Here is a 17,397-nt window from a genome sequence, read left to right as displayed (position 1 = left end):
GGCGGAAATGTTGTAGAAATATCACGGTGCCGCTTCGTTGCGTGGCTCCCCGATGTTTTTGCAGCGCACCATCAACGTCGTTGACTTCGATGGCCTTTTTCTCGCCTTCGGCAGAGTCGCATGGTGCTGCCGGGTTTTCGCGACAGAAGTGCCGTCCAGCAAAAAGTCGATCCGCGGTTCATGCGCGCAGCGGGGCGCCGTCCGGCATCCATTGCAGCGGGGCGCGTCGGGCCTGCGGTCTCGCCAGGATAGTGGCAGACAGTCCGAACAGCCCCAGCGTCAGGAAAGCGGGACGCCCGCCGAAGGAGGTGAAGAACAGCATCTCGCTCAGCATCACCAGCACCCCGAACACGAAGGCCGCGGGAGCCTCTCCCGGCGTGCGCCGCAGGACGCGGCGGCGCTTCCACAGCGAAACGAGAGGGTCGAGGAAGTTGCCGATGAAGATCGCCAGCCCCGCCGATCCGGCGATCAGCGCGATCCAGAGGTAGGTGTTCACGAAATCGATGATTCCCTCTCCCTGCCGCAAGTCTGCCAGCAGCACATTGAGCCGCGGCATCGAATGCCCGAACATCGGGCTTTGCCAGAACACTTCCTTGCCCTTTTCGAAAAGATCGCGGCGATAGGTCGTAGTCTCGTTGGCGCCCCCGTCGGACAGCCCCAGCGCTTCGGCAAAAGTGGGGGAAAGCTGGGCCGTCACGAAGACGATGCCCAGCGCCAGGCCGATCCCACCGGCACAGGCAAGCAGCGAGCGCCAGCGTCCCCGATAGATCGCCATGGCCACCGATGCGAGCGCGAGCCCGATCCAGGCGCCCCGCGATTGCGGCGCCGACACCCCAAGGAACGTGATCGCCAGCAGCCCGGAATGACGCAGGGCAGATCGAAAATCCTCCCGCAGCAGGCTGAGAGCGGCGAAGCACATGGCCAGGACCAGCGCGATGGAGGTCGGCTCCACGAACGGTCCCCCGGCCCGCATCAAACCGCCGCGGGCCTTCACCAGCAGCATCATCGGCACGTTATACTGGCCGTAAAGCTCATTGTAGATCGGCCAACTGCGCCAGATTTCCAGGACCAGCACCGCCGTCAGCGCCACGCCCCCGCAGGCCAGCCAGCGCAGGGCCATGCGCTGCCCCTCGGTGCTCGTCACGCCGCGGCTGAGGATATAATAGGGTAGGCCCAGGTCGAGGACGAGATTGACTGTCGTTCTAAGGAAATTCGTGGCCGTKGTCTCGCGCGAGAGGGCAAGGCCCAGCATGAGCAGGAACGCGGCGACCCATCCATCGCTGGTCAGCCGCCGCGGCGCGCTTTCCGATTTCCGGAACTTCAGCCAGATCGCCACTGCCGCGCCAATGGCAAGCCCGTCCTGCACCCCGAAATCGAACAGCTTCAACCCGCCGATTTCCACCGGGGCGTCCAGCGGAGGCAGCAGCAACATGCTGAACAGATAGAGCGGAGCGATACGTTCGCGCCGCCCCGCCACCACCGGCACCCAGAAACACATCGCCAGATGCAGCAGCCGCACCGCCGGGAGCGACCAGGCCAGCATCGGCAGCGCCATCACGCAGAACAGGCTGCGCATGGCCATTTCCTCGCGGTGGACGCGGCGAAGGCAAATCAGGAACAGCGCGACGCCCGCACCGCTCGCACAAGCGACATAGAGCGCCGAATGGATGCTGTAATAGGCGACCGCCAGCAAGGCGAAGAGCCCGCCCGTCCCCATCATCGACTGAACCGCGTGGCGGTTCACGGCGCTTCCGCCTGAAAGCGGCGCACGGCCGAGAGCTTCGGCGTCTCGGCCGCAGGCTGACCGGCATATTCGCGCAGGCCCCATGAGCCATATTCGCCGATCGGCGCGGTCGCCGCGTAGAGTACCAGGGTACCGCCGAAACGGCGGCGCCAGCCTTCGAGGTAGCGCAGATAGACCTCGCCCATGCGCGGATCGCGCTGCACGGCCCGCGCGAGGTCCAGATCGGTGGTGACGAGATGCTGGCCGCCTTCATAGGCGATGTAGCGCAGGCCATGCCGGGCCGCCACGGCGCGATTGGCCTCCGCCATCGCCAGCGTCCGCTCCATCGAACCCGGCATCTGCGTGAAGATGCGATCGAGATCCCGCTTGCGATAGCCGTCAAGTTCCAGCCAGAGATAAGGCGCGGTTGCCAGAGCATCCACCCAGCGGTCCGCATGGCCATAGTTCAGGACCATGCGCGCAAGCTCGGGATTGGCATGCTGGCTGGCACATACCCGGATCAGCGCCTGCGGCCGGTCGGCATAGATCGCGGTCCAGATGCGCATGGCCGCGACCATGCGCTGGGAATAGCGCTCCATCCGTGCCCGCATGGGATCGCCGCCGCCAAGCCCGAGGGCCAGTCCCTCCCGCTCAGCCTGGCCCGAGGCGTCGAAGATGTCGTTCCACACTTCGTTGCCAAGTTCGACATAGACTTTGCGCCCCGGATCGAGGCGCGCGTGGACGAGCGCCGCGAAGCCGCGCAGATAATCCGCGTCGGCATCGTAGGGCATGAGGAACCACGGGTCCGCGCCGGCGGCATTGGCAAGGGCGACCATGTCCTCGACCGAGGCGCCCGCCACACCAACCTGAGACCCGCTGCCGGGAAGGCTGCGGGTCGCCCACGAGGCTGGCGCATTGTCGTTGGTGCGCTGCCAGTCGAGAAAGCGAACGACCTTGAAGCCGGAGAGGAAGGCGAGGAATTCCGGGTCGAACCGCTGGCTGCGCGGAGCGCCCGCCTTGCGGCAATCGAGTTCGCGCAAGGGATCGGCCGGGTCGGTGGAAATCAGCTCGACCCAGGCGCCCTCGCCTTCCGCTCCCGTTGGCCGCAGTTCCAGATCGACCGCGCCGGCAGAAGCGCCGAGAACACGTGCCACACCGCCAGCCTCCAGCCCGCCGCGGCCGGCAAAAGTGCACCGCACCGCCATCATCCGAAACGGCGCAGCAGGCAGGACCAGCGGACGCGGCGCTGTTTGCCCCGGTTCCAGGCTGCGCACCCACCCCGCGGCATCGAGCTGCTGGGAGGGCATCGGCGTCCAGCCATCCCCGCGCGAAGAGAACCACTCGCTTTGCAGGATCATGTTGGAGAAGACCTGCTGCCGATTGAAGGTCTGAAGCCCGAACAGATTGATGCCCAGGGCGGTGGGAGGTGCGGCTGCCGGAACGATGCTCGGCCGCGCCACATCCTGCGCCGAGCGTGCCTGCTCGACGAGAGAATGGCGGCGCACGGCCTGAGGCCCGAAAACCGCCACGGCCGCCGCCGCGACCGCGCATAGCGACAGCGCGATCGCGGTCCGTTTCAGGGTGTCAGTCCCCCGGCCGCGTTCTGGAGCCCAAGGGTCATCCTCCGCCAGGTCTGGTGGATGCGGAATATCTGCGGCCCATCGATCAGGTAGCGCCGCCACAAGCGCTGCGGATCGGATCCCAGGCGGTAGAGCCACTCCAGAGACATCTGCTGCATCAGGCGCGGCGCGCGTTCCTGGTCGCCGGTGAGGAACTCCAGTCCCGCCCCCACGCAGAAGCCGATACCGCAGGCCGCACCGGCCCGGGCGAGGCGCCGGGCAATGATCTCCTGCTGCGGCGATCCGACCGCCAGGAAGACATACCGAGCCTTGGTGTTGGCCAGGAACCTTACGGCCCGCGTCACTTCGCGCGGATCACGGATGAAGCCCATCGGCGGATTGTAGTGGTGCAGATCGCAGAGCCCGTAGCGGGCGGCGATCCGGGCCACCATGTCCTCGCTGCCGCCCAGGATCGCGACCCTGTCGTTCCGATCGATATGGTGGTCGAACAGGGCGGCGGTGAGGTCGCTGCCGGTCACCACGGGAAGGTCCTGCCCCACCGCCCTGGCCATCTTCGCCAGGATCCTGCTGTCGCAGAGTGTCATCCAGGCGCCGCGATAAGCGGGCCAGAGGTCCGAGCGACGGCGCTGCAGCCGCACCACATGGTCGACATTGGGCGTCACCACATAAGCGAACGGTGCTGACGGCGGGCGCGAAACGATGGCGTCGAGCGCCCCTGCCATGTCGATCCGCGTGAAAGCCAGTTCGAGAAATTCCACGGGACCGGGATCGGGCCGCTCAAGTGCCGAAAGAGGCTCTGCCAGAGTTGCAGAAGTGGCCGCCACCAGAGCAGCCAGCTCGCGCATGTCAGCCGGCGCGAATTCTCCCGAAGTCTTGTGGAACTTGTCGAGGTACATGGTGTTTCTCCCCGTGGACGAATATGCCGCAGGGCCGGTCGCCGATCTCTTGTGGCTACCGGGACCGTGCATCCGCCTGCGAAGATTCCGGTCCCCCTTTCCGCCATCCGCATTTGCCGATCCGCTTCCGCCGTCCTGTCGATGCAGGCGCCGATCAGGCCACTGGCGAATTCTCCTACCCGTGAAGCCCGCCCCCCGATCGAACGATTACGGGCGTTTGGCCCGACCGATACCCTCCTGACCGGACTGCGGGAGAGAGCCCGCGTCCAGGGAGGTATCGTGTCCTTTGCCCGCGCGTCGTCCATGCGTTCCGGAAAGTCAGGCCGCCGCGCCGCGCGCATCTTTCGCGCATTCGCCGGATGCCTGGCGCTCCTGTCATGGGCCATGTGCGGTCACCTTGCGGCCAAGGAGGCCGGTGAAGCCGTGACGGCAGTGGCCGTATCGGCAGCAGGCGCCCAGCCGCAGTCCGCTGCCTCCACCCGCTATACCGTGAACGCGGGCGACGAACTCGAGGTCTTCGTGTGGGGCGAGGAGCGGATGCAGCGGCAGGTGCTGGTCCAGCCCGACGGAACCTTCGCGTTCCCCCTCGCCGGTACGATCAAGGCGAGCGGCCGCAATGTCTCCGACATCGCGGCGGAGCTGCGCGAGCGCATTTCCCTCAATTATCGCACGGCGCCGCCCGATGTCACCGTCTCGCTGCGCGGGGCGACGGGCATGCGCTTCTATGTCCTGGGCAAAGTCCGCACGCCCGGCAGCTTCACCAGCGGCACCGCGCCGAACGTCCTTCAGGCCCTCAGCATGGCCGGGGGCACCGCCGAGTTCGCGGATGTCCGTCATGCCGTGATCCTGCGGCAGACGGCGCAAGGCCAGGTGGTGGAACCCGTGCAGCTCCAGCGCCTGCTGAAGGGCGGTCGCAGCCTCGATCCCGGCAATCTCGCCAAGCCGCTGCCGACCCTGTCGAGCGGCGACGTCCTCGTCATTCCGTGAAGGCGCGGCAGCGTGGTCCGCTTCCTGCTCTCGCGATCGGCGCTCTCGCACTCGCTGCAATGCTTCCGGCCCGGTCTGCGGCGCAGAACCAGCCCCGTATCGAGGTCGACATGAGCCTGTTCGCCGCCCGCAATCCCTTCCTGCTGCCCGGTGACGATGCCGTCACCCTGGGCGGACAGATCGCCGGAAAGGCCAGCGCCGAATGGCCGCTCGACTTCCGCACCAGGATCGAGACCGGCGGTTCGCTGGCCTATCGCCAGTATACCCGCGAATACGGAAATTTCCTGACCGGCAGCGCCGAACTGGCGCTGGTCCACCGCCGCAACGAATACCTGTCGCTGCGCACCGAACTTTCCTTTGAGCGTGTCCTGCCGGTGGAGGCCGTGGCCTCCAGCCTCGACAGCGCGATCGACCCGGTCAGCCTTCAGGACCGCTACGAGGTGGCCCAAGGCGTGACCATCCATACCGACGCCCGCACCGCACTGAATGCCAGGCTGGGCTGGAGCCGCATCGATCCGCGCGGCTCCCTGCTGCTGACGCCGACCGACGCCGTTTCGCTCGACTTCGGCGCGGAGAACCGGATCGATGCCGCCACCACGCTCGGCCTGGGCGGACAGATCACGTCGAGCCGCTCGAGCAGCGGGGGCGATCCGCACGCCTGGGCCGTCCAGGCCAAGGCGATCCGGCGCTTTCCCCGTGCCTGGAATGCCGAGATCGAGATCGGCGTAACCCGACTCTCGCGCCTCACGCCGGGCAGCGGGCGCGAGAGCGGGCCGGTGCAATTCTCCGGGAACGGCAGCCTTTGCCACGAACCGGGACATATCCGCTTCTGCGCTTCCGCCGCCGTCGCCTCGGTGGTCAGCAGCTTCGGCGGCATCCAGCGCGAAGTCTCCGCCGCGACCAGCCTGGACTGGCGCAGCAGCGAGCGAGGGCGGCTCATCGCACGCGGGGAATATCGCCGTTCTCCCCAAAGCGGCGGCCCGGGCGGCAACCTGCCGGACATCGAAGTCCTCAGCCTCACTTCCCGCTATGAGCACCGGCTGGACGGACAGCTCTTGCTCTATGGCGGCGCGGAATTTCAGCAAAGGACGGGACTTAGCGACATCAGGCTGAACTCGCTGACGTTCCGCACCGGGCTGCTCTACCGGATACCCCGGCCATGAACCGGCCCTCACCCTCACTTTCACGAGGCCCGGCACCTGCACGAAGCAGCGACCAGGCCCTTTCGGCGCTTGGCGTCGATCCCGACAGCATCGGCATCTACCCACGCGAGATCCTGGCGATGTTCCGCCGGCGCTGGCGCTGGATGATCGCGCCGATCGTGCTGGGTCTTCTGGCCGCGGGCATTGCCGTGGCCTTGCGCAAGCCGGTCTACCAGTCGGCGGCGACGTTGCTGATCGATTCCCCGCAGATCCCCACCAGCCTCATCGCCTCGCCGCTGACCGATATCGCGGACGAGCGGATCGCGAAGATCCGCCAGCAGATCGTCAGCCGCGACAGCCTGGCCGGGCTCATCCGCGGCAACGACCTCTATCCCGACAAGCGCACCCGCATCGATTTCCCCGGCCTGTTGGACGTGATGCGCGGCGACATCGGCGTCGATCTGGTCGGCGCGGACCAGGCACGCGGCGGCGGCAGCACGATCGCTTTCACGCTCTCGTTCAAATATCCCGACGCGCTCAAGGCGCGTAACGTCACCGAGCAGCTCACGCGCATGTTCCTGGTCGAGGACAAGCGCTTCCGCACCGAACAGGCGACGGGAACGGCCTCGTTCCTGGAGAGCCGCTCGGAGGAACTGCGGCGGCAGCTGCGGGACCTTGAGGACAAGCGGCGCAGCGTGGAGGCGCATTATGCCGGCGCCCTGCCCAGCAGCGTGGCCCTCAGCGCGCAGTCCAGTTCGGCCCTGCGCGCCGAAGTCTCGCGCACGGACGCGGAAACGCAGGGGCTGGTCCAGCAGAACGGCCTGCTCGCCGCCCGCCAGCAGGAGCTTCGACAGGCCCCGCCCAGCGGCGCCGACGGTGTGCGCCGGGCAGAGGACCGGCTGGCGCAGCTGCTCGCGGTCCATTCCGATGTCTTCCCGGACGTCGTGGCCGCGCGGGCCGAACTGGAGCGGCAGAAGGCCTTGCAATCGCACCTGCCCCCGGCCGGAACCAACCTCATCGAAACCGAAATCGCCGCCGGACGGCAACGGATCGGCGTGCTTGCCAGCCGGCGGGCCGAGCTGGTGCACACCATGGCCGACCTCGACCAGCGCGCCGCGCAGGCCCCGCAGGCCGCCTACGAACTCAACATGATCGAGCGCGAATACGACAACATCAAGCGCCAGTACGATTCCCTGCGTGAAAAGCAGCTGGAGGCGCAAGTCGCGGCCAACCTCCAGTCGGAAGACAAGGGCGAGCGCTTTACCGTGGTCGACCAGCCCAGCCTGCCGCTGCAACCGCTGGGACTGAAACCGGCGATACTCCTGGCCCTGGGCATTGCCGGGGGGGCCGCAGTGGGCCTTTGCATGATCCTGGGCTTCGAACTGCTGAGCGGCACCATCCACGGCGCCGATACATTGGCGCGGACCATGCAGGTGCCCTCCTTCGGGGTCGTGCCGCTGGTGACCGAGGAGAGCCGCTTCTCGCGTCTGGCAGACGAGATCCTCACAAGGCTGCGCGCCTATCTGCCCGGCCTCTCCACGGAGGCGAACCGATGAACGCCGAACCCGGTATCCCGCCGCTGCTGCGAACGGCCGGCATTCCGGACGAGGCCCCGGCACTGCTCGATCCGCGGCACCTTGCAGAGAACCGCATCTGCGGTTTCGGGCAGATGAGCGAGCAGCTCTATCCCTTCTTCATGATCCGCTCCACGCTGCTGGCGCATGTCGAGGCGACCGGGCATCGCACTTTCGCCATCACCTCGATCGAGGCGGGGAACGGCAAGACCCATGTCGCGACGAACCTCGCGGCCGTACTCAGCCGCGTGCGGCCGACCATACTGGTCGAACTGGACTTGCGCCGTCCCACCCTCGGCGCGCGCCTCGGGCTGGCGGGCGCCGGGCCGGGGATCGACGACTACCTGGCAGGAGAAGCTGCCTGGAGCGACACGGCGACCCGCATCGACGGGGTCGACCTGGCCGTCCACCGCGTCCGCCGCGCTCACCCGAGCGCCGAGCAACTCCTGGCCTCCCCGCGCCTTGCCCATGCCTTGCGGCATATCGCCGCCGAGGCGGAAGAGGCGATCTGCATCATCGACACCCCCCCGGCGCTGATTGGCGACGACCTCGTCCACATCGCCCGCAACATCGACGGCGTGCTTCTGGTCGCACAGGAGGGCCGCAGCCGAAAGAGCGGCGTGCGCGAAGTGACCGGCGCGCTGGGCGGCACGCCGATCATCGGTTCGATCCTCAACATGTCCCTTTCTCAGCCCGCGCGGCGCAATGAATACGGCTATCCCGCCGGTCGCGGCACGGATCGCGAGATGTCCGGCAGGACGGCGCCCGCAACCGGACGGAAGGGGACATGAGCATCGCCCGCGCCGGTTCCTCATCGCCGCGACATGGCTTTCGGGTTCAGGCGTCCATGCGCCGGGGAGACGCGCCATGATCGGCCTCAAGGACAGTCAATGGCTGCGCGACCTGCCCGCGCGCACGACGCTGAAGCTGTTCAACCAGCGCCATGTCCGCAGCTGGCTCGGCCATCGCTACGATGCCACCGTCCTGCGCCACCGCGCCTCCCTGCCCCAGCTGTCACTGCCTGACGCAGGGATCGTCGAAGACCTCGACACGCGGGGAATCCACGTCACCACGCTTGGCGCGCTCGGCATTCCGGGGGGAGAGGCCGTCCTGTCGCGCGCCGCGGCACTGGCGGAAAACTTTGCGGATTCCGCCCGTGCCCTCTCTCGTGAGGGACGTTCCTTCATCATCGTGCCGCCGGAAAAGATCGTGCGGAGCGCCATGATCTTCCGATGGGGCCTCCAGGACCGCCTGCTGGACATTGCCGAAGCCTACCTGGGCCTGCCGGCCGCCTACGACGGCGTCGCCATCAACTACACGGTCGCCGATGGGAGGGCCGTCTCCACCCGCAAGTGGCACCGCGACTGGGAGGACCGGCGCATGTTGAAGGTGGCCGTCTATCTCCATGCCGTCGATGACGCGGGCGGGCCCTTCCAGCAGATCTCGCGGCCCGATACCCTGCAGGACGATCTTAAGGGTTTCACCTATGCCCTGTCCGATGACCGTGAACTGGAGCAACGCCTCGGCGCAGGCTATGAAGTCGATGTGGTGAGCTGTGTAGGCCCGCGCGGCACCGTGGTCTTCTGCGATACGGCTCGCTATTTCCACCGCGGCAAGCCGGCCATCTCGCGCGATCGCGCCGCCCTGTTCTACAGCTACTTCGCCGACCCGCCGCGCCACCCGTTTCTTTGTGAGCGGACCGGCCTTTCCCGCGCGGACATCGAGTGGATGGTGCGCCGTCTGCCGGAGCGGCAGCGGCGCGCAGCGCTCTGGCGCCGCCGTCTGCCGCCCCTGCTCAAGCTGATCCCGCCCGCCAGTCTGTGAACACGGGCCCTGCACTCATGACGATGCCGCAGCCGGACGCGCCATGCGAATGCCCCCGCATCGTCCTTGCCTCTCCCAACTTGTCCCGGCGGATGGGCGGCGAAGCGCTCAAGGCCCTGTCAGTCTTCCTGGGCTACCGCGAACTGGGCTTCGACGTGACCCAGGTCACGCATGCCCGCGTGCGAGGGGAGCTGACGGCCTACGGCATCGACAGCGGCGTGGTCTATGTGAAGGACGGGCCGCTGCAGCGCGGCCTCGATCGCTACCGGCTGCACTGGCTGCTTGGGCTGGTGGATAGCTGGCTGCTGCATCGCGCCGTCCAGCGCGAGGTGGACAGGGTGCAGCCCTGGATCGTCCACTTCACCGCCCCGATCGCGCCCAGCGGCATCAGCTTCCCCATTCGCGGCGCGCCGGTGGTGATCGGCCCGCTCAACGGCAGCATCCTTCATCCTCCCACCCTGATGTTCCGGGAGAGCTGGACCAAGCGGCTGGGCGCCATGCTGACGCGGCCGGTGCAGCTATCGAGCCGCGTGCTGTTTCGCGGCAAACTGCAGGCACGCCTGTTCGTTTCGGGCGGCGAACGCACTGCCCGCACGCTGGAGTTGGGCGGATGCCGCAGGGACCGGATGGTCACGGTCATCAACAGCGGCGTCGATCCGCGCCTGCGCGACCATCGCCGCATCGTGCACCAGAGCCAGAACTGGAACTTCGTGTTCCTGGGCAGGCTGGTACGCTACAAAGCCTGCGATCTGGTGATCCGGGCGCTGGCCAGGGTGCCGCAGGCAAGACTGGAAGTGATCGGAGACGGCCCCGAAAGCCGCAGGCTTCGCGAACTCGCCTTGCGCCAGGGCGTCTCCTCGCGGCTCGTCTTCAAACCCTACAGCACCGACCGGGAGGCCCTTTTCGCGCATCTGCGCCAGTTTCGCGGCTTCCTGTTCCCAACCCTGGCGGAAGCGAGCGGCACGGTCATCCAGGAAGCGATGATGCTGGGGCTCCCCGCGGTCTGCGTGGACTGGGGCGGGCCGCAGATGCTGCTCGATGCCCAGACCGGCATTCTGATCCCACCCGAAAGCGAGGAAGCGATCGTCAAGGGCCTGGCAAACGCCATGACCCGCCTCGCCCGCGATCCGGACTTCGCCGAGACACTGTCCATCAAGGCCCGGCACAAGGCCGAAACCGTAGGCTACGACTGGCCCAGCGTCCTGCGCAGCTGGATCGCGCTTTACGACCGCCTGTTCGAGGAAAGCGGCTCGACACGGCGCTTCGCCACGTTCCTGGCCATGCGCACGGGAGGAGACATCCTGTCCTCAATCCTGTCGAATCTGGGCTGACCCCCGATTGAAACCTGACTGTACCTGCACGAGTGGCGCGAGCAGATCAGCAAGCTGCTGAGCGCTGCGGTCGGGATCATGCCGTTCCAGCACGCGCCGGCGCCCGCGTTCGCCCATGGCGGCCAGTTCTCGCGGCGATGCATCGAGCGCGGCCTCGATCGCGGCGGCCATGGCATCGGAGGAACCGGACGGAACCAGCCACCCCACGCGCTCGTCCACCAACTCGGGGATACCCGCGATCGCGGTGGTAATGACCGGGCGCCCGCTGGCCATCGCCTCCATCAGCACGACGGGAAGGCCTTCCGCAAAACTCGGCAGCACCAGCGCCCGAGCGTGCTGCAAGGCGGCGCGGATCGCCTCTGGCGTGGCCCAGCCAAGCAGCCGGACGCGGCGCTCCAGCCCGGCTCGGGCGATCTGTCGCTCTATCGCGGCGCGGTCCTCGCCGTCGCCGATCACATCGAGCGTGACCGCGCGATGCGCCGCGACCCGTTCCATCGCCTCGATCAGCAAGGGCAAGCCCTTCTGCGCGCTGAGCCGTGCCACGCAGAGCAAATGCGGCGCCTGCGGAAATTCAACCGGAGAAGCCCCGGTTTCGGACGCCGGGACGAACGATGGAGAGGGAGCGCAGCGCACGACATGAAGGCGCTGCCAATCGCCCGGCGAGGCCCAGCGCATCAGTTGCCCGCGTCCGAAGCTGGAAACACCGGCCACGAAAGCCGCCTCGGCAATCTTGCCTCGTAAATCCAGCCCGCGAGGATCGTCGAACTCGTCCGGGCCGTGAACGGTGAAGCTGTACGTGATCGGGGCCAGTCTTGCCGCCAGTCGCGCCACTGCCGCCGGGTTGGTGCCGAAATGCGCATGGACATGGCCTATCCCCCGGCGCGTCAGCCGCTGCGCCAGCAGGGCGGCCTCGGCGAAATAGGCAAGAGCCTTCCATCGCCCGCCGGCTCCCGCAGTTCGCCAGGCCAGCGCGAGCGCACCCATGGCGGCACCCGGCCGGACCACGCAGGCGGAGATTGCCGCCAGCACCAGTGCGGCGCGATGCTCCAGCAGGGCATGGGTGCAGGCGGCCTCGAGCCGATCCGACACATCCTCGAAGCGCTCGCCCGACCGGCGAACCGTGAAGCGGCTGACCACGAAGCCGCGGCGTTCCAGCGCCTCGATCTCGGTCTTGATGAAGCTGTGGCTGATCTTGGGGTAGACGTTGGTGAAATAGGCCACTTTCAGGTGATCGTCCGCCACCGTCTCCCGTGCAGGGACACGCTCAGCGCTTGGCGCCGCGCCGCCGGTTCCGCGCTCCCGAAAGGCGAACGCCGTCGAGGCCGCCTGCTCCGCAATCTCCGTCATGCCGCGACTATGGCCGAGCCCCGGGCCTCGCGGCATTGCGAGTTTTCACAATGGAATTTGACCTGTGGGGCGTGGGAACCCCATCGCCCGGATGCGCCGAAAGGGCACGACATGCGAACTTGCGCAGAGTTTGCGGAGACATGCCTTGCCACTATCCTGCCCCCTGCTGCTGTCTCCTTCCCGCAAGCAGGGCTCTTGCGAATTGGCCCCGTCATGAATGCCGGCCTCTTCAGGCCCCTGACCGTGGAAGCCCCGCGCCCCGCGCCGCCGCAGGCCTTATCGCTGCGCCCGGCCATCGCGCTCGCCGCCAGACTGCTGCGGCAACCGCGCCCCGACATCGCCCAGGCCGCCGTCGAGCGCTGGCAGGTGGCGCCAGGCTCCTGCACGGCGGTAAAGCGCGCGAAAGTGCTGCCCGGACAGTTCGAGCGCATTGCGGGCAGCGAGTTCGCCTCGATCAGCGAGGTGGTGCGCCAGTTCAAGGGCGACTTCGAAGCCAAGCAGTCCGCCACCATCGGTTACCGGCTGAAGAACGCGCTGCTTCACGACGGCGTGCTCTATGCCGGGGGCACGCTCCGGCACTTGCAGCGGCGTTCGCGGTTCCTGCCTGTCGCCCGCGCCCCGCGCGAGGAAACACGCATGGCCCTGTTCGAATCCTGGCTCGGCAATCGCTGGTTCGGAAACTGGCTCAGCGACGATTGCCTGACCTACCGCCTGGCGGAGAACGCCGGCATTCCCTTCACCACCCATGGGTCCGGCGGCCATGTCCCCGACTACGAACGCGCGCTGGACATGCTGCCGGTCAGAGGCCCATCGGCGTTCTTTCGCGAACTGGTGCTGTTCGACGATGCGGCCCACAACGAGAACAAGCGATTGCGGGCCGAGGCCATGCGGCAGCGGCTTATTCGCGGACCGATCGAACGGCACCCCGGCGTATTCCTGCTGCGCGGGCGCAGCGGCGATGCGCGGTTCCTGACGAACGAGAGCGAAATTGCCGAAACCCTTGCCAGACGGCGCGGCTTTCAGGTGCTCGATCCCAGCCACGCCGGTCTCGAAGAGATCGTCCGGGCCTGCGGCGGCGCCAAAGTCGTCATGGGGGTGGAGGGAAGCCATCTGGTCCACGGCCTGGCGATGATGCCGCCCGATGGCTGCGCTTTTGTCATTCAACCGCCGCTGCGCGCGGTCGCGGCGCTCAAGCTGCTGACCGACCGGCAGGGGCAGGACTACGCGCTGGTCGTCGGGGAAGGAACCAACCATGCTTTCACAGCGAACATCGACGAGATCGAGCGCACGCTCGACCTCGTCTGACGGCACCGTGCCGCGCCTGCCCGCTGCAGCCGCTCCGGGGGGCTGGTCCACGTTGAAAGCGGACTATCGGCGGCATGGCGGCACGCTGACGAGCGGTGCCTTCATCGCGCTGAGCCTTTACCGCTACGGCCGCTGGGGCCGCAGCCTGGGCAATCCACTCGGCCGCGTTCTGGTCTCCAGGACGTACGGCTTTGCCCACGTCTTCGTGGCGAACCTCACCAAGATCTGGATACCGCCCGCCACCACGCTGGGGCGGGACTTCCACATCGTCAACAACGAGGGTTCGCTCTCGATCCACCCGGAATCGGTGATCGGCGACCGGCTGGGCGTAATGCACAACGTCACCATCGGCTCCAACATGCGCGAAGGCGCGCCGGTGATCGGGGACGACGTGTTCATCGGCGTCAATTCCACCGTGCTGGGCGCCATTCGCGTGGGAGACCGGGTGCGGATCGCCGCCAACACTGCCGTCACCACGGACGTACCCTCGGACTCCATCGTCGTCGGATCGCCCGCGCGCATCTATCCGCGACTGGGGCCGCTGCGATGAGCGCTAACACGCTCCACGAACTTTTCGCGGCCAATCTGCCGCAGCGGTCCGGCAAGACCTTCCTCATCGATGCCGGCCGCCAGGCGACATACGGCGAAGTCGACGCCCTGGCCAGGGCGATCGGCGCCCATCTCGCGGCGCGCGGCGTGGGCGCAGGAGACCGCGTGCTGGTCCAGGTGCGCAAGGGCATCGCCGAGGTCTCCGCCCTGCTCGGCGTGACGCGGGCAGGTGCAGTGCTCGTCGACATCAGCACGGCCTGGACGGCCGAGCAGGTCCGTTTCGTCGCAGAAGACTGCGGAGCCTCTATCCTGATCGTCGAGCCGGCCATGGCCCGGGTCCTGGCCGCCGAGGGGATCGACCCCGCCCGCCTCCTGCCGGTGTCGGCTGCGCGCGGGCTGGAGGGACTTCCCTGCCTTTCCGACCTGCCGGCGCTCCCGTTCGAGGCCTTGCCCCGGCGCGCCGACGACCTGGCGGCGATCATCTACACGTCCGGCTCCACCGGCAAACCCAAGGGCGTCATGCTCAGCCACGCCAATGTCCTGGCAGGTGCGCGTTCGGTCGCCGAATATCTGGAACTTGCCGAAAGCGATCGGCTGCTCAGCGTGCTGCCCTACAGCTTCGATTACGGCTTCAACCAGCTGACGACGATGATGCTGGTGGGTGGCAGCGTCGTTCATCAAGGCGTGGCCATGGCGAGCGAAATCGTGCGTGCCATCCTTCGCCACGAAGTCACCGGCCTGGCGGCAGTGCCGCCGCTGTGGATCCAGATCGTGCGCCTGCTGGCCAGCGCGCCCACGCCGCTGCCGAGCCTGCGTTTCATCACCAACTCGGGCGGAAAGATCCCGCTGAGCACTCTGGAACGTATGCCAGGTATCTTCGCCAAGGCACGGATTTTCCTGATGTATGGCCTGACGGAGGCGTTCCGTTCCACTTACCTTGCTCCTGATCGCTTCGCGGCCAAGATGGGTTCGATCGGACAGGCGATCCCCGGCGCCGAAGTCTTCGTCATCCGCCATGGCGAGGGCGTCGCGCGTCCCGGCGAGCAAGGCGAACTGGTCCACCGCGGCCCGCTGGTCAGCCAGGGCTATTGGAACCGCCCCGAAGCAACGGCGGAGAAGATCCGCCCCTGCCCCGAACTGCGCGACCGGATCGGCGACGAGCCGGTGGTCTATAGCGGAGACATCGTGCGCATCGACGAGGACGGCGACTTGTGGTTCGTCTCCCGCAACGATGCGCTGATCAAGACCAGCGGCTACCGCGTCAGTCCCGACGAAGTGGAAGACCTGGTCTATCGCAGCGGCCTTGCCGCCGATGTCGTCGCCTTCGGGGTCCAGGACGACATGCTCGGCCAGTCGGTACAGGTCGCGGTGACGTTGTTGGGCGAGGCGAGCCGCGAGGCGCTGCTGGCGCACTGCCGGGCGGCGATGCCCGCCTACATGGTGCCGCAGCGCATCCACGTCTGGCCGGAACCCATGCCGCGCACGGCCAGCGGCAAGCTCTCCCGTCCCGACGTCATTCGCGGCTGCAGCGACACTTCCAGCCTTCATTCCGCTCGCTGAGCATCCCGTTCAAGAGGACCTCCCCGTCATGGCCCTGACCGAAGACAGCCTGATCCGCAGCATCGAGGAGTTCGCAGCGCTCCATGGCGAAGTCGATGCCGAAACCCCGCTGTTCTCCAGCGGCACGCTCGATTCCGTGGCCATGCTCAATCTGATCATGTTCGTTGAACGCGAGACCGGCACCGAGATCCGCGCCGAGGACGTGACGCTGGAGAACTTCGATACCGCCGCTCGCATTCTCGATTTCGCGAGGAAGCTGGCGGCATGACGCCAGGCGGCGAAGACGGGCTTCTGGAGCAGGCGGCCGAACGTTTCGGCACGCCGTGCTTCGTCTATTTCAGCGAGCGGATCGAACAGCGCATCGCCCTTCTGCGCGCCCATTTCGGAGACAGGCTGGAACTGAGCTACGCGGTAAAGGCCAATCCCAACCCGACGCTGCTGGCCTGGCTCTCCGGCGGGATCGATCTGCTCGACATCTCTTCGATCGGAGAACTGCATCTGGCGCAGGAGGCAGGATGGAACCCCGCACTTCTGAGCTTCACGGGGCCGGGCAAGCGCGAGACCGAGATCCGCGACGCAATCCGCGCCGGCGTCGGCCACCTCGTGATCGAATCCCTGCGGGAAGCACGGCTTGCCGACCGGATCGCACGGCAGGCGGCGCGTGTGCAACCGGTGCTGCTGCGTATCTCGCCCGACAGCCTTCCCAAGGGCTTCGGAGACCAGATGGCCGGCCGCCCCACGCCCTTCGGCATAGACATCGAGGATGCGGCCGCCGCCGTGGAGGAAGTCCAGACCCTGCCGGGCCTGCACCTTGCGGGCTTCCACATCTATGCCGGAACGCAGTGCCTGAAAGCCGATGCCATTGCGGAAACATACCGACACCTGATCGCRATATTCAGCCAGCTCTGCGCCGCTCATGCGGTCATTCCCGAGATGCTGGTCATGGGCTCCGGGCTGGGCGTGCCCTATCACGAAGGAGACACGCCTCTGGATCTTTCCGCAGTAGCCGAGCCGCTCCTTCACGAACTGGCCGTGCTGCGCGAAAATCCGCGATTTGCCCGCACCAGAATGGTGCTGGAACTCGGCCGCTATCTCGTCTCCGAGGCAGGCTTTTTCGTCACCCGCGTGGTCTCTACCAAGGTTTCGCGCGGGAGACGCATCGCCATTTGCGATGGCGGGATGAACAATCACCTGCCCGCTTCGGGCCATTTCGGGATGGTCGTGCGGCGAAACTACCTGATGCACCGGATCGGGGGGAGCGATGAGGACGCGGTCGAGCCGGTGGATGTGGTCGGCCCCCTCTGCACCTCGATAGACCGCCTTGCCGGCAACATCGAACTGCCCCGGCTGGAAGAGGGCGACCTGTTGGCCGTCCACAACAGCGGCGCTTACGGGCTGACCGCCAGCCCGGTCCATTTCATCAGCCATCCCCTGCCGGAAGAAGTGCTGGTCATGTCCGGCGCCCTGCTTCGAGCGACGCGGACGTTCAGCGGATCGTGCCGCGCCCCGGTGGAGGAGGCGGTGAGGCTGGTGGATTCGGCCCACCCCGCCGCCGCCAACCAGAACGCATGACGCCCGG

15 protein-coding genes are annotated in these 17,397 nt (G+C 67.2%); 11 read left to right on the top strand and 4 right to left on the bottom strand.

The genetic code is table 11. The features are described 5' to 3' along the window. Positions 1–178: 178 nt before the first annotated feature. The 3 genes from AB4Z00_RS10625 to AB4Z00_RS10615 all read right to left on the bottom strand — a co-directional run bounded on the left by AB4Z00_RS10625 (position 179) and on the right by AB4Z00_RS10615 (position 4,199). Positions 179–1,744, bottom strand: a complete 1,566-nt coding sequence (locus AB4Z00_RS10625) for an O-antigen ligase family protein (protein ID WP_442045892.1) — start codon at positions 1,742–1,744, stop codon at positions 179–181. After that, on the bottom strand, positions 1,741–3,228 hold the full coding sequence (locus tag AB4Z00_RS10620; RefSeq protein ID WP_442045891.1) for a hypothetical protein: 1,488 nt from the start codon (positions 3,226–3,228) through the stop codon (positions 1,741–1,743). Before AB4Z00_RS10620 ends, AB4Z00_RS10625 begins: the two co-directional genes overlap by 4 nt. A 71-nt stretch (positions 3,229–3,299) precedes the next feature. Continuing rightward, positions 3,300–4,199, bottom strand: a complete 900-nt coding sequence (locus tag AB4Z00_RS10615) for a WecB/TagA/CpsF family glycosyltransferase (protein WP_243654210.1) — start codon at positions 4,197–4,199, stop codon at positions 3,300–3,302. A 279-nt stretch (positions 4,200–4,478) separates the two neighbouring features. Here AB4Z00_RS10615 and AB4Z00_RS10610 point away from each other — a divergent pair, with 279 nt between their 5' ends. The 6 genes from AB4Z00_RS10610 (at position 4,479) to AB4Z00_RS10585 (ending at position 11,057) form a co-directional block, all read left to right on the top strand. Continuing rightward, positions 4,479–5,186 carry a polysaccharide biosynthesis/export family protein gene (locus tag AB4Z00_RS10610; protein ID WP_442045890.1) on the top strand — a complete coding sequence of 236 codons (708 nt, stop codon included), beginning with the start codon at positions 4,479–4,481 and terminating at the stop codon, positions 5,184–5,186. A 110-nt stretch (positions 5,187–5,296) separates the two neighbouring features. Further along, a complete protein-coding gene (locus AB4Z00_RS10605) occupies positions 5,297–6,349 on the top strand; it encodes a hypothetical protein (RefSeq protein WP_442045889.1) in 1,053 nt (350 codons plus the stop codon). Then, entirely contained in the window at positions 6,346–7,884 is a 1,539-nt protein-coding gene (locus AB4Z00_RS10600) for a GumC family protein (RefSeq protein ID WP_442045888.1), read from the top strand. The genes AB4Z00_RS10605 and AB4Z00_RS10600 overlap by 4 nt, the downstream gene beginning before the upstream one ends. After that, a complete protein-coding gene (locus AB4Z00_RS10595) occupies positions 7,881–8,693 on the top strand; it encodes a CpsD/CapB family tyrosine-protein kinase (RefSeq protein WP_442045887.1) in 813 nt (270 codons plus the stop codon). The genes AB4Z00_RS10600 and AB4Z00_RS10595 overlap by 4 nt, the downstream gene beginning before the upstream one ends. Before the next feature lie 76 nt (positions 8,694–8,769). Beyond that, positions 8,770–9,726, top strand: a complete 957-nt coding sequence (locus AB4Z00_RS10590; protein WP_442045886.1) for a hypothetical protein — start codon at positions 8,770–8,772, stop codon at positions 9,724–9,726. 17 nt (positions 9,727–9,743) lie between these two features. Next, complete coding sequence (locus tag AB4Z00_RS10585; protein WP_442045885.1) at positions 9,744–11,057, top strand: glycosyltransferase family 4 protein; 1,314 nt, start codon at positions 9,744–9,746, stop codon at positions 11,055–11,057. On the opposite strand, the gene AB4Z00_RS10580 is transcribed toward AB4Z00_RS10585, so the two are convergent. Continuing rightward, positions 11,034–12,404 (bottom strand): glycosyltransferase family 4 protein, encoded by a 1,371-nt coding sequence (locus AB4Z00_RS10580; protein WP_442045884.1) that lies wholly within the window; start codon positions 12,402–12,404, stop codon positions 11,034–11,036. The two genes, AB4Z00_RS10585 and AB4Z00_RS10580, sit on opposite strands and share 24 nt — an antisense overlap. Before the next feature lie 213 nt (positions 12,405–12,617). Here AB4Z00_RS10580 and AB4Z00_RS10575 point away from each other — a divergent pair, with 213 nt between their 5' ends. The 5 genes from AB4Z00_RS10575 to AB4Z00_RS10555 are packed head-to-tail and all read left to right on the top strand — an operon-like array spanning position 12,618 to position 17,390. Continuing rightward, positions 12,618–13,709 (top strand): glycosyltransferase family 61 protein, encoded by a 1,092-nt coding sequence (locus AB4Z00_RS10575; RefSeq protein WP_442045883.1) that lies wholly within the window; start codon positions 12,618–12,620, stop codon positions 13,707–13,709. After that, positions 13,657–14,259, top strand: a complete 603-nt coding sequence (locus AB4Z00_RS10570; protein ID WP_442045882.1) for a serine acetyltransferase — start codon at positions 13,657–13,659, stop codon at positions 14,257–14,259. The genes AB4Z00_RS10575 and AB4Z00_RS10570 overlap by 53 nt, the downstream gene beginning before the upstream one ends. Further along, complete coding sequence (locus tag AB4Z00_RS10565) at positions 14,256–15,818, top strand: AMP-binding protein (protein WP_442045881.1); 1,563 nt, start codon at positions 14,256–14,258, stop codon at positions 15,816–15,818. Before AB4Z00_RS10570 ends, AB4Z00_RS10565 begins: the two co-directional genes overlap by 4 nt. Positions 15,819–15,846: 28 nt before the next feature. Next, the gene (locus tag AB4Z00_RS10560; RefSeq protein ID WP_431567611.1) at positions 15,847–16,086 is read left to right on the top strand and encodes a phosphopantetheine-binding protein; all 240 of its coding nucleotides are present in this window, start codon (positions 15,847–15,849) and stop codon (positions 16,084–16,086) included. Next, positions 16,083–17,390, top strand: a complete 1,308-nt coding sequence (locus tag AB4Z00_RS10555; protein ID WP_442045880.1) for a type III PLP-dependent enzyme — start codon at positions 16,083–16,085, stop codon at positions 17,388–17,390. The genes AB4Z00_RS10560 and AB4Z00_RS10555 overlap by 4 nt, the downstream gene beginning before the upstream one ends. Positions 17,391–17,397: the final 7 nt, after the last annotated feature.

It is taken from the genome of Novosphingobium sp. YAF33, assembly GCF_052113265.1.
GTDB lineage: Bacteria > Pseudomonadota > Alphaproteobacteria > Sphingomonadales > Sphingomonadaceae > Novosphingobium.
Note: the sequence above shows the minus strand (reverse complement) of the source record. Positions and strands in the feature narration are given on the sequence as shown.

Bases quoted from the DNA above. Each gene is read 5' to 3' on its own strand.
- AB4Z00_RS10600 (WP_442045888.1), top strand. From the start codon at position 6,346: ATGAACCGGCCCTCACCCTCACTTTCACGAGGCCCGGCACCTGCACGA.
- AB4Z00_RS10615 (WP_243654210.1), bottom strand. From the start codon at position 4,199: ATGTACCTCGACAAGTTCCACAAGACTTCGGGAGAATTCGCGCCGGCT.
- AB4Z00_RS10565 (WP_442045881.1), top strand. From the start codon at position 14,256: ATGAGCGCTAACACGCTCCACGAACTTTTCGCGGCCAATCTGCCGCAG.
- AB4Z00_RS10590 (WP_442045886.1), top strand. From the start codon at position 8,770: ATGATCGGCCTCAAGGACAGTCAATGGCTGCGCGACCTGCCCGCGCGC.
- AB4Z00_RS10580 (WP_442045884.1), bottom strand. From the start codon at position 12,404: ATGACGGAGATTGCGGAGCAGGCGGCCTCGACGGCGTTCGCCTTTCGG.
- AB4Z00_RS10560 (WP_431567611.1), top strand. From the start codon at position 15,847: ATGGCCCTGACCGAAGACAGCCTGATCCGCAGCATCGAGGAGTTCGCA.
- AB4Z00_RS10595 (WP_442045887.1), top strand. From the start codon at position 7,881: ATGAACGCCGAACCCGGTATCCCGCCGCTGCTGCGAACGGCCGGCATT.
- AB4Z00_RS10605 (WP_442045889.1), top strand. From the start codon at position 5,297: ATGAGCCTGTTCGCCGCCCGCAATCCCTTCCTGCTGCCCGGTGACGAT.
- AB4Z00_RS10575 (WP_442045883.1), top strand. From the start codon at position 12,618: ATGAATGCCGGCCTCTTCAGGCCCCTGACCGTGGAAGCCCCGCGCCCC.
- AB4Z00_RS10585 (WP_442045885.1), top strand. From the start codon at position 9,744: ATGACGATGCCGCAGCCGGACGCGCCATGCGAATGCCCCCGCATCGTC.
- AB4Z00_RS10570 (WP_442045882.1), top strand. From the start codon at position 13,657: ATGCTTTCACAGCGAACATCGACGAGATCGAGCGCACGCTCGACCTCG.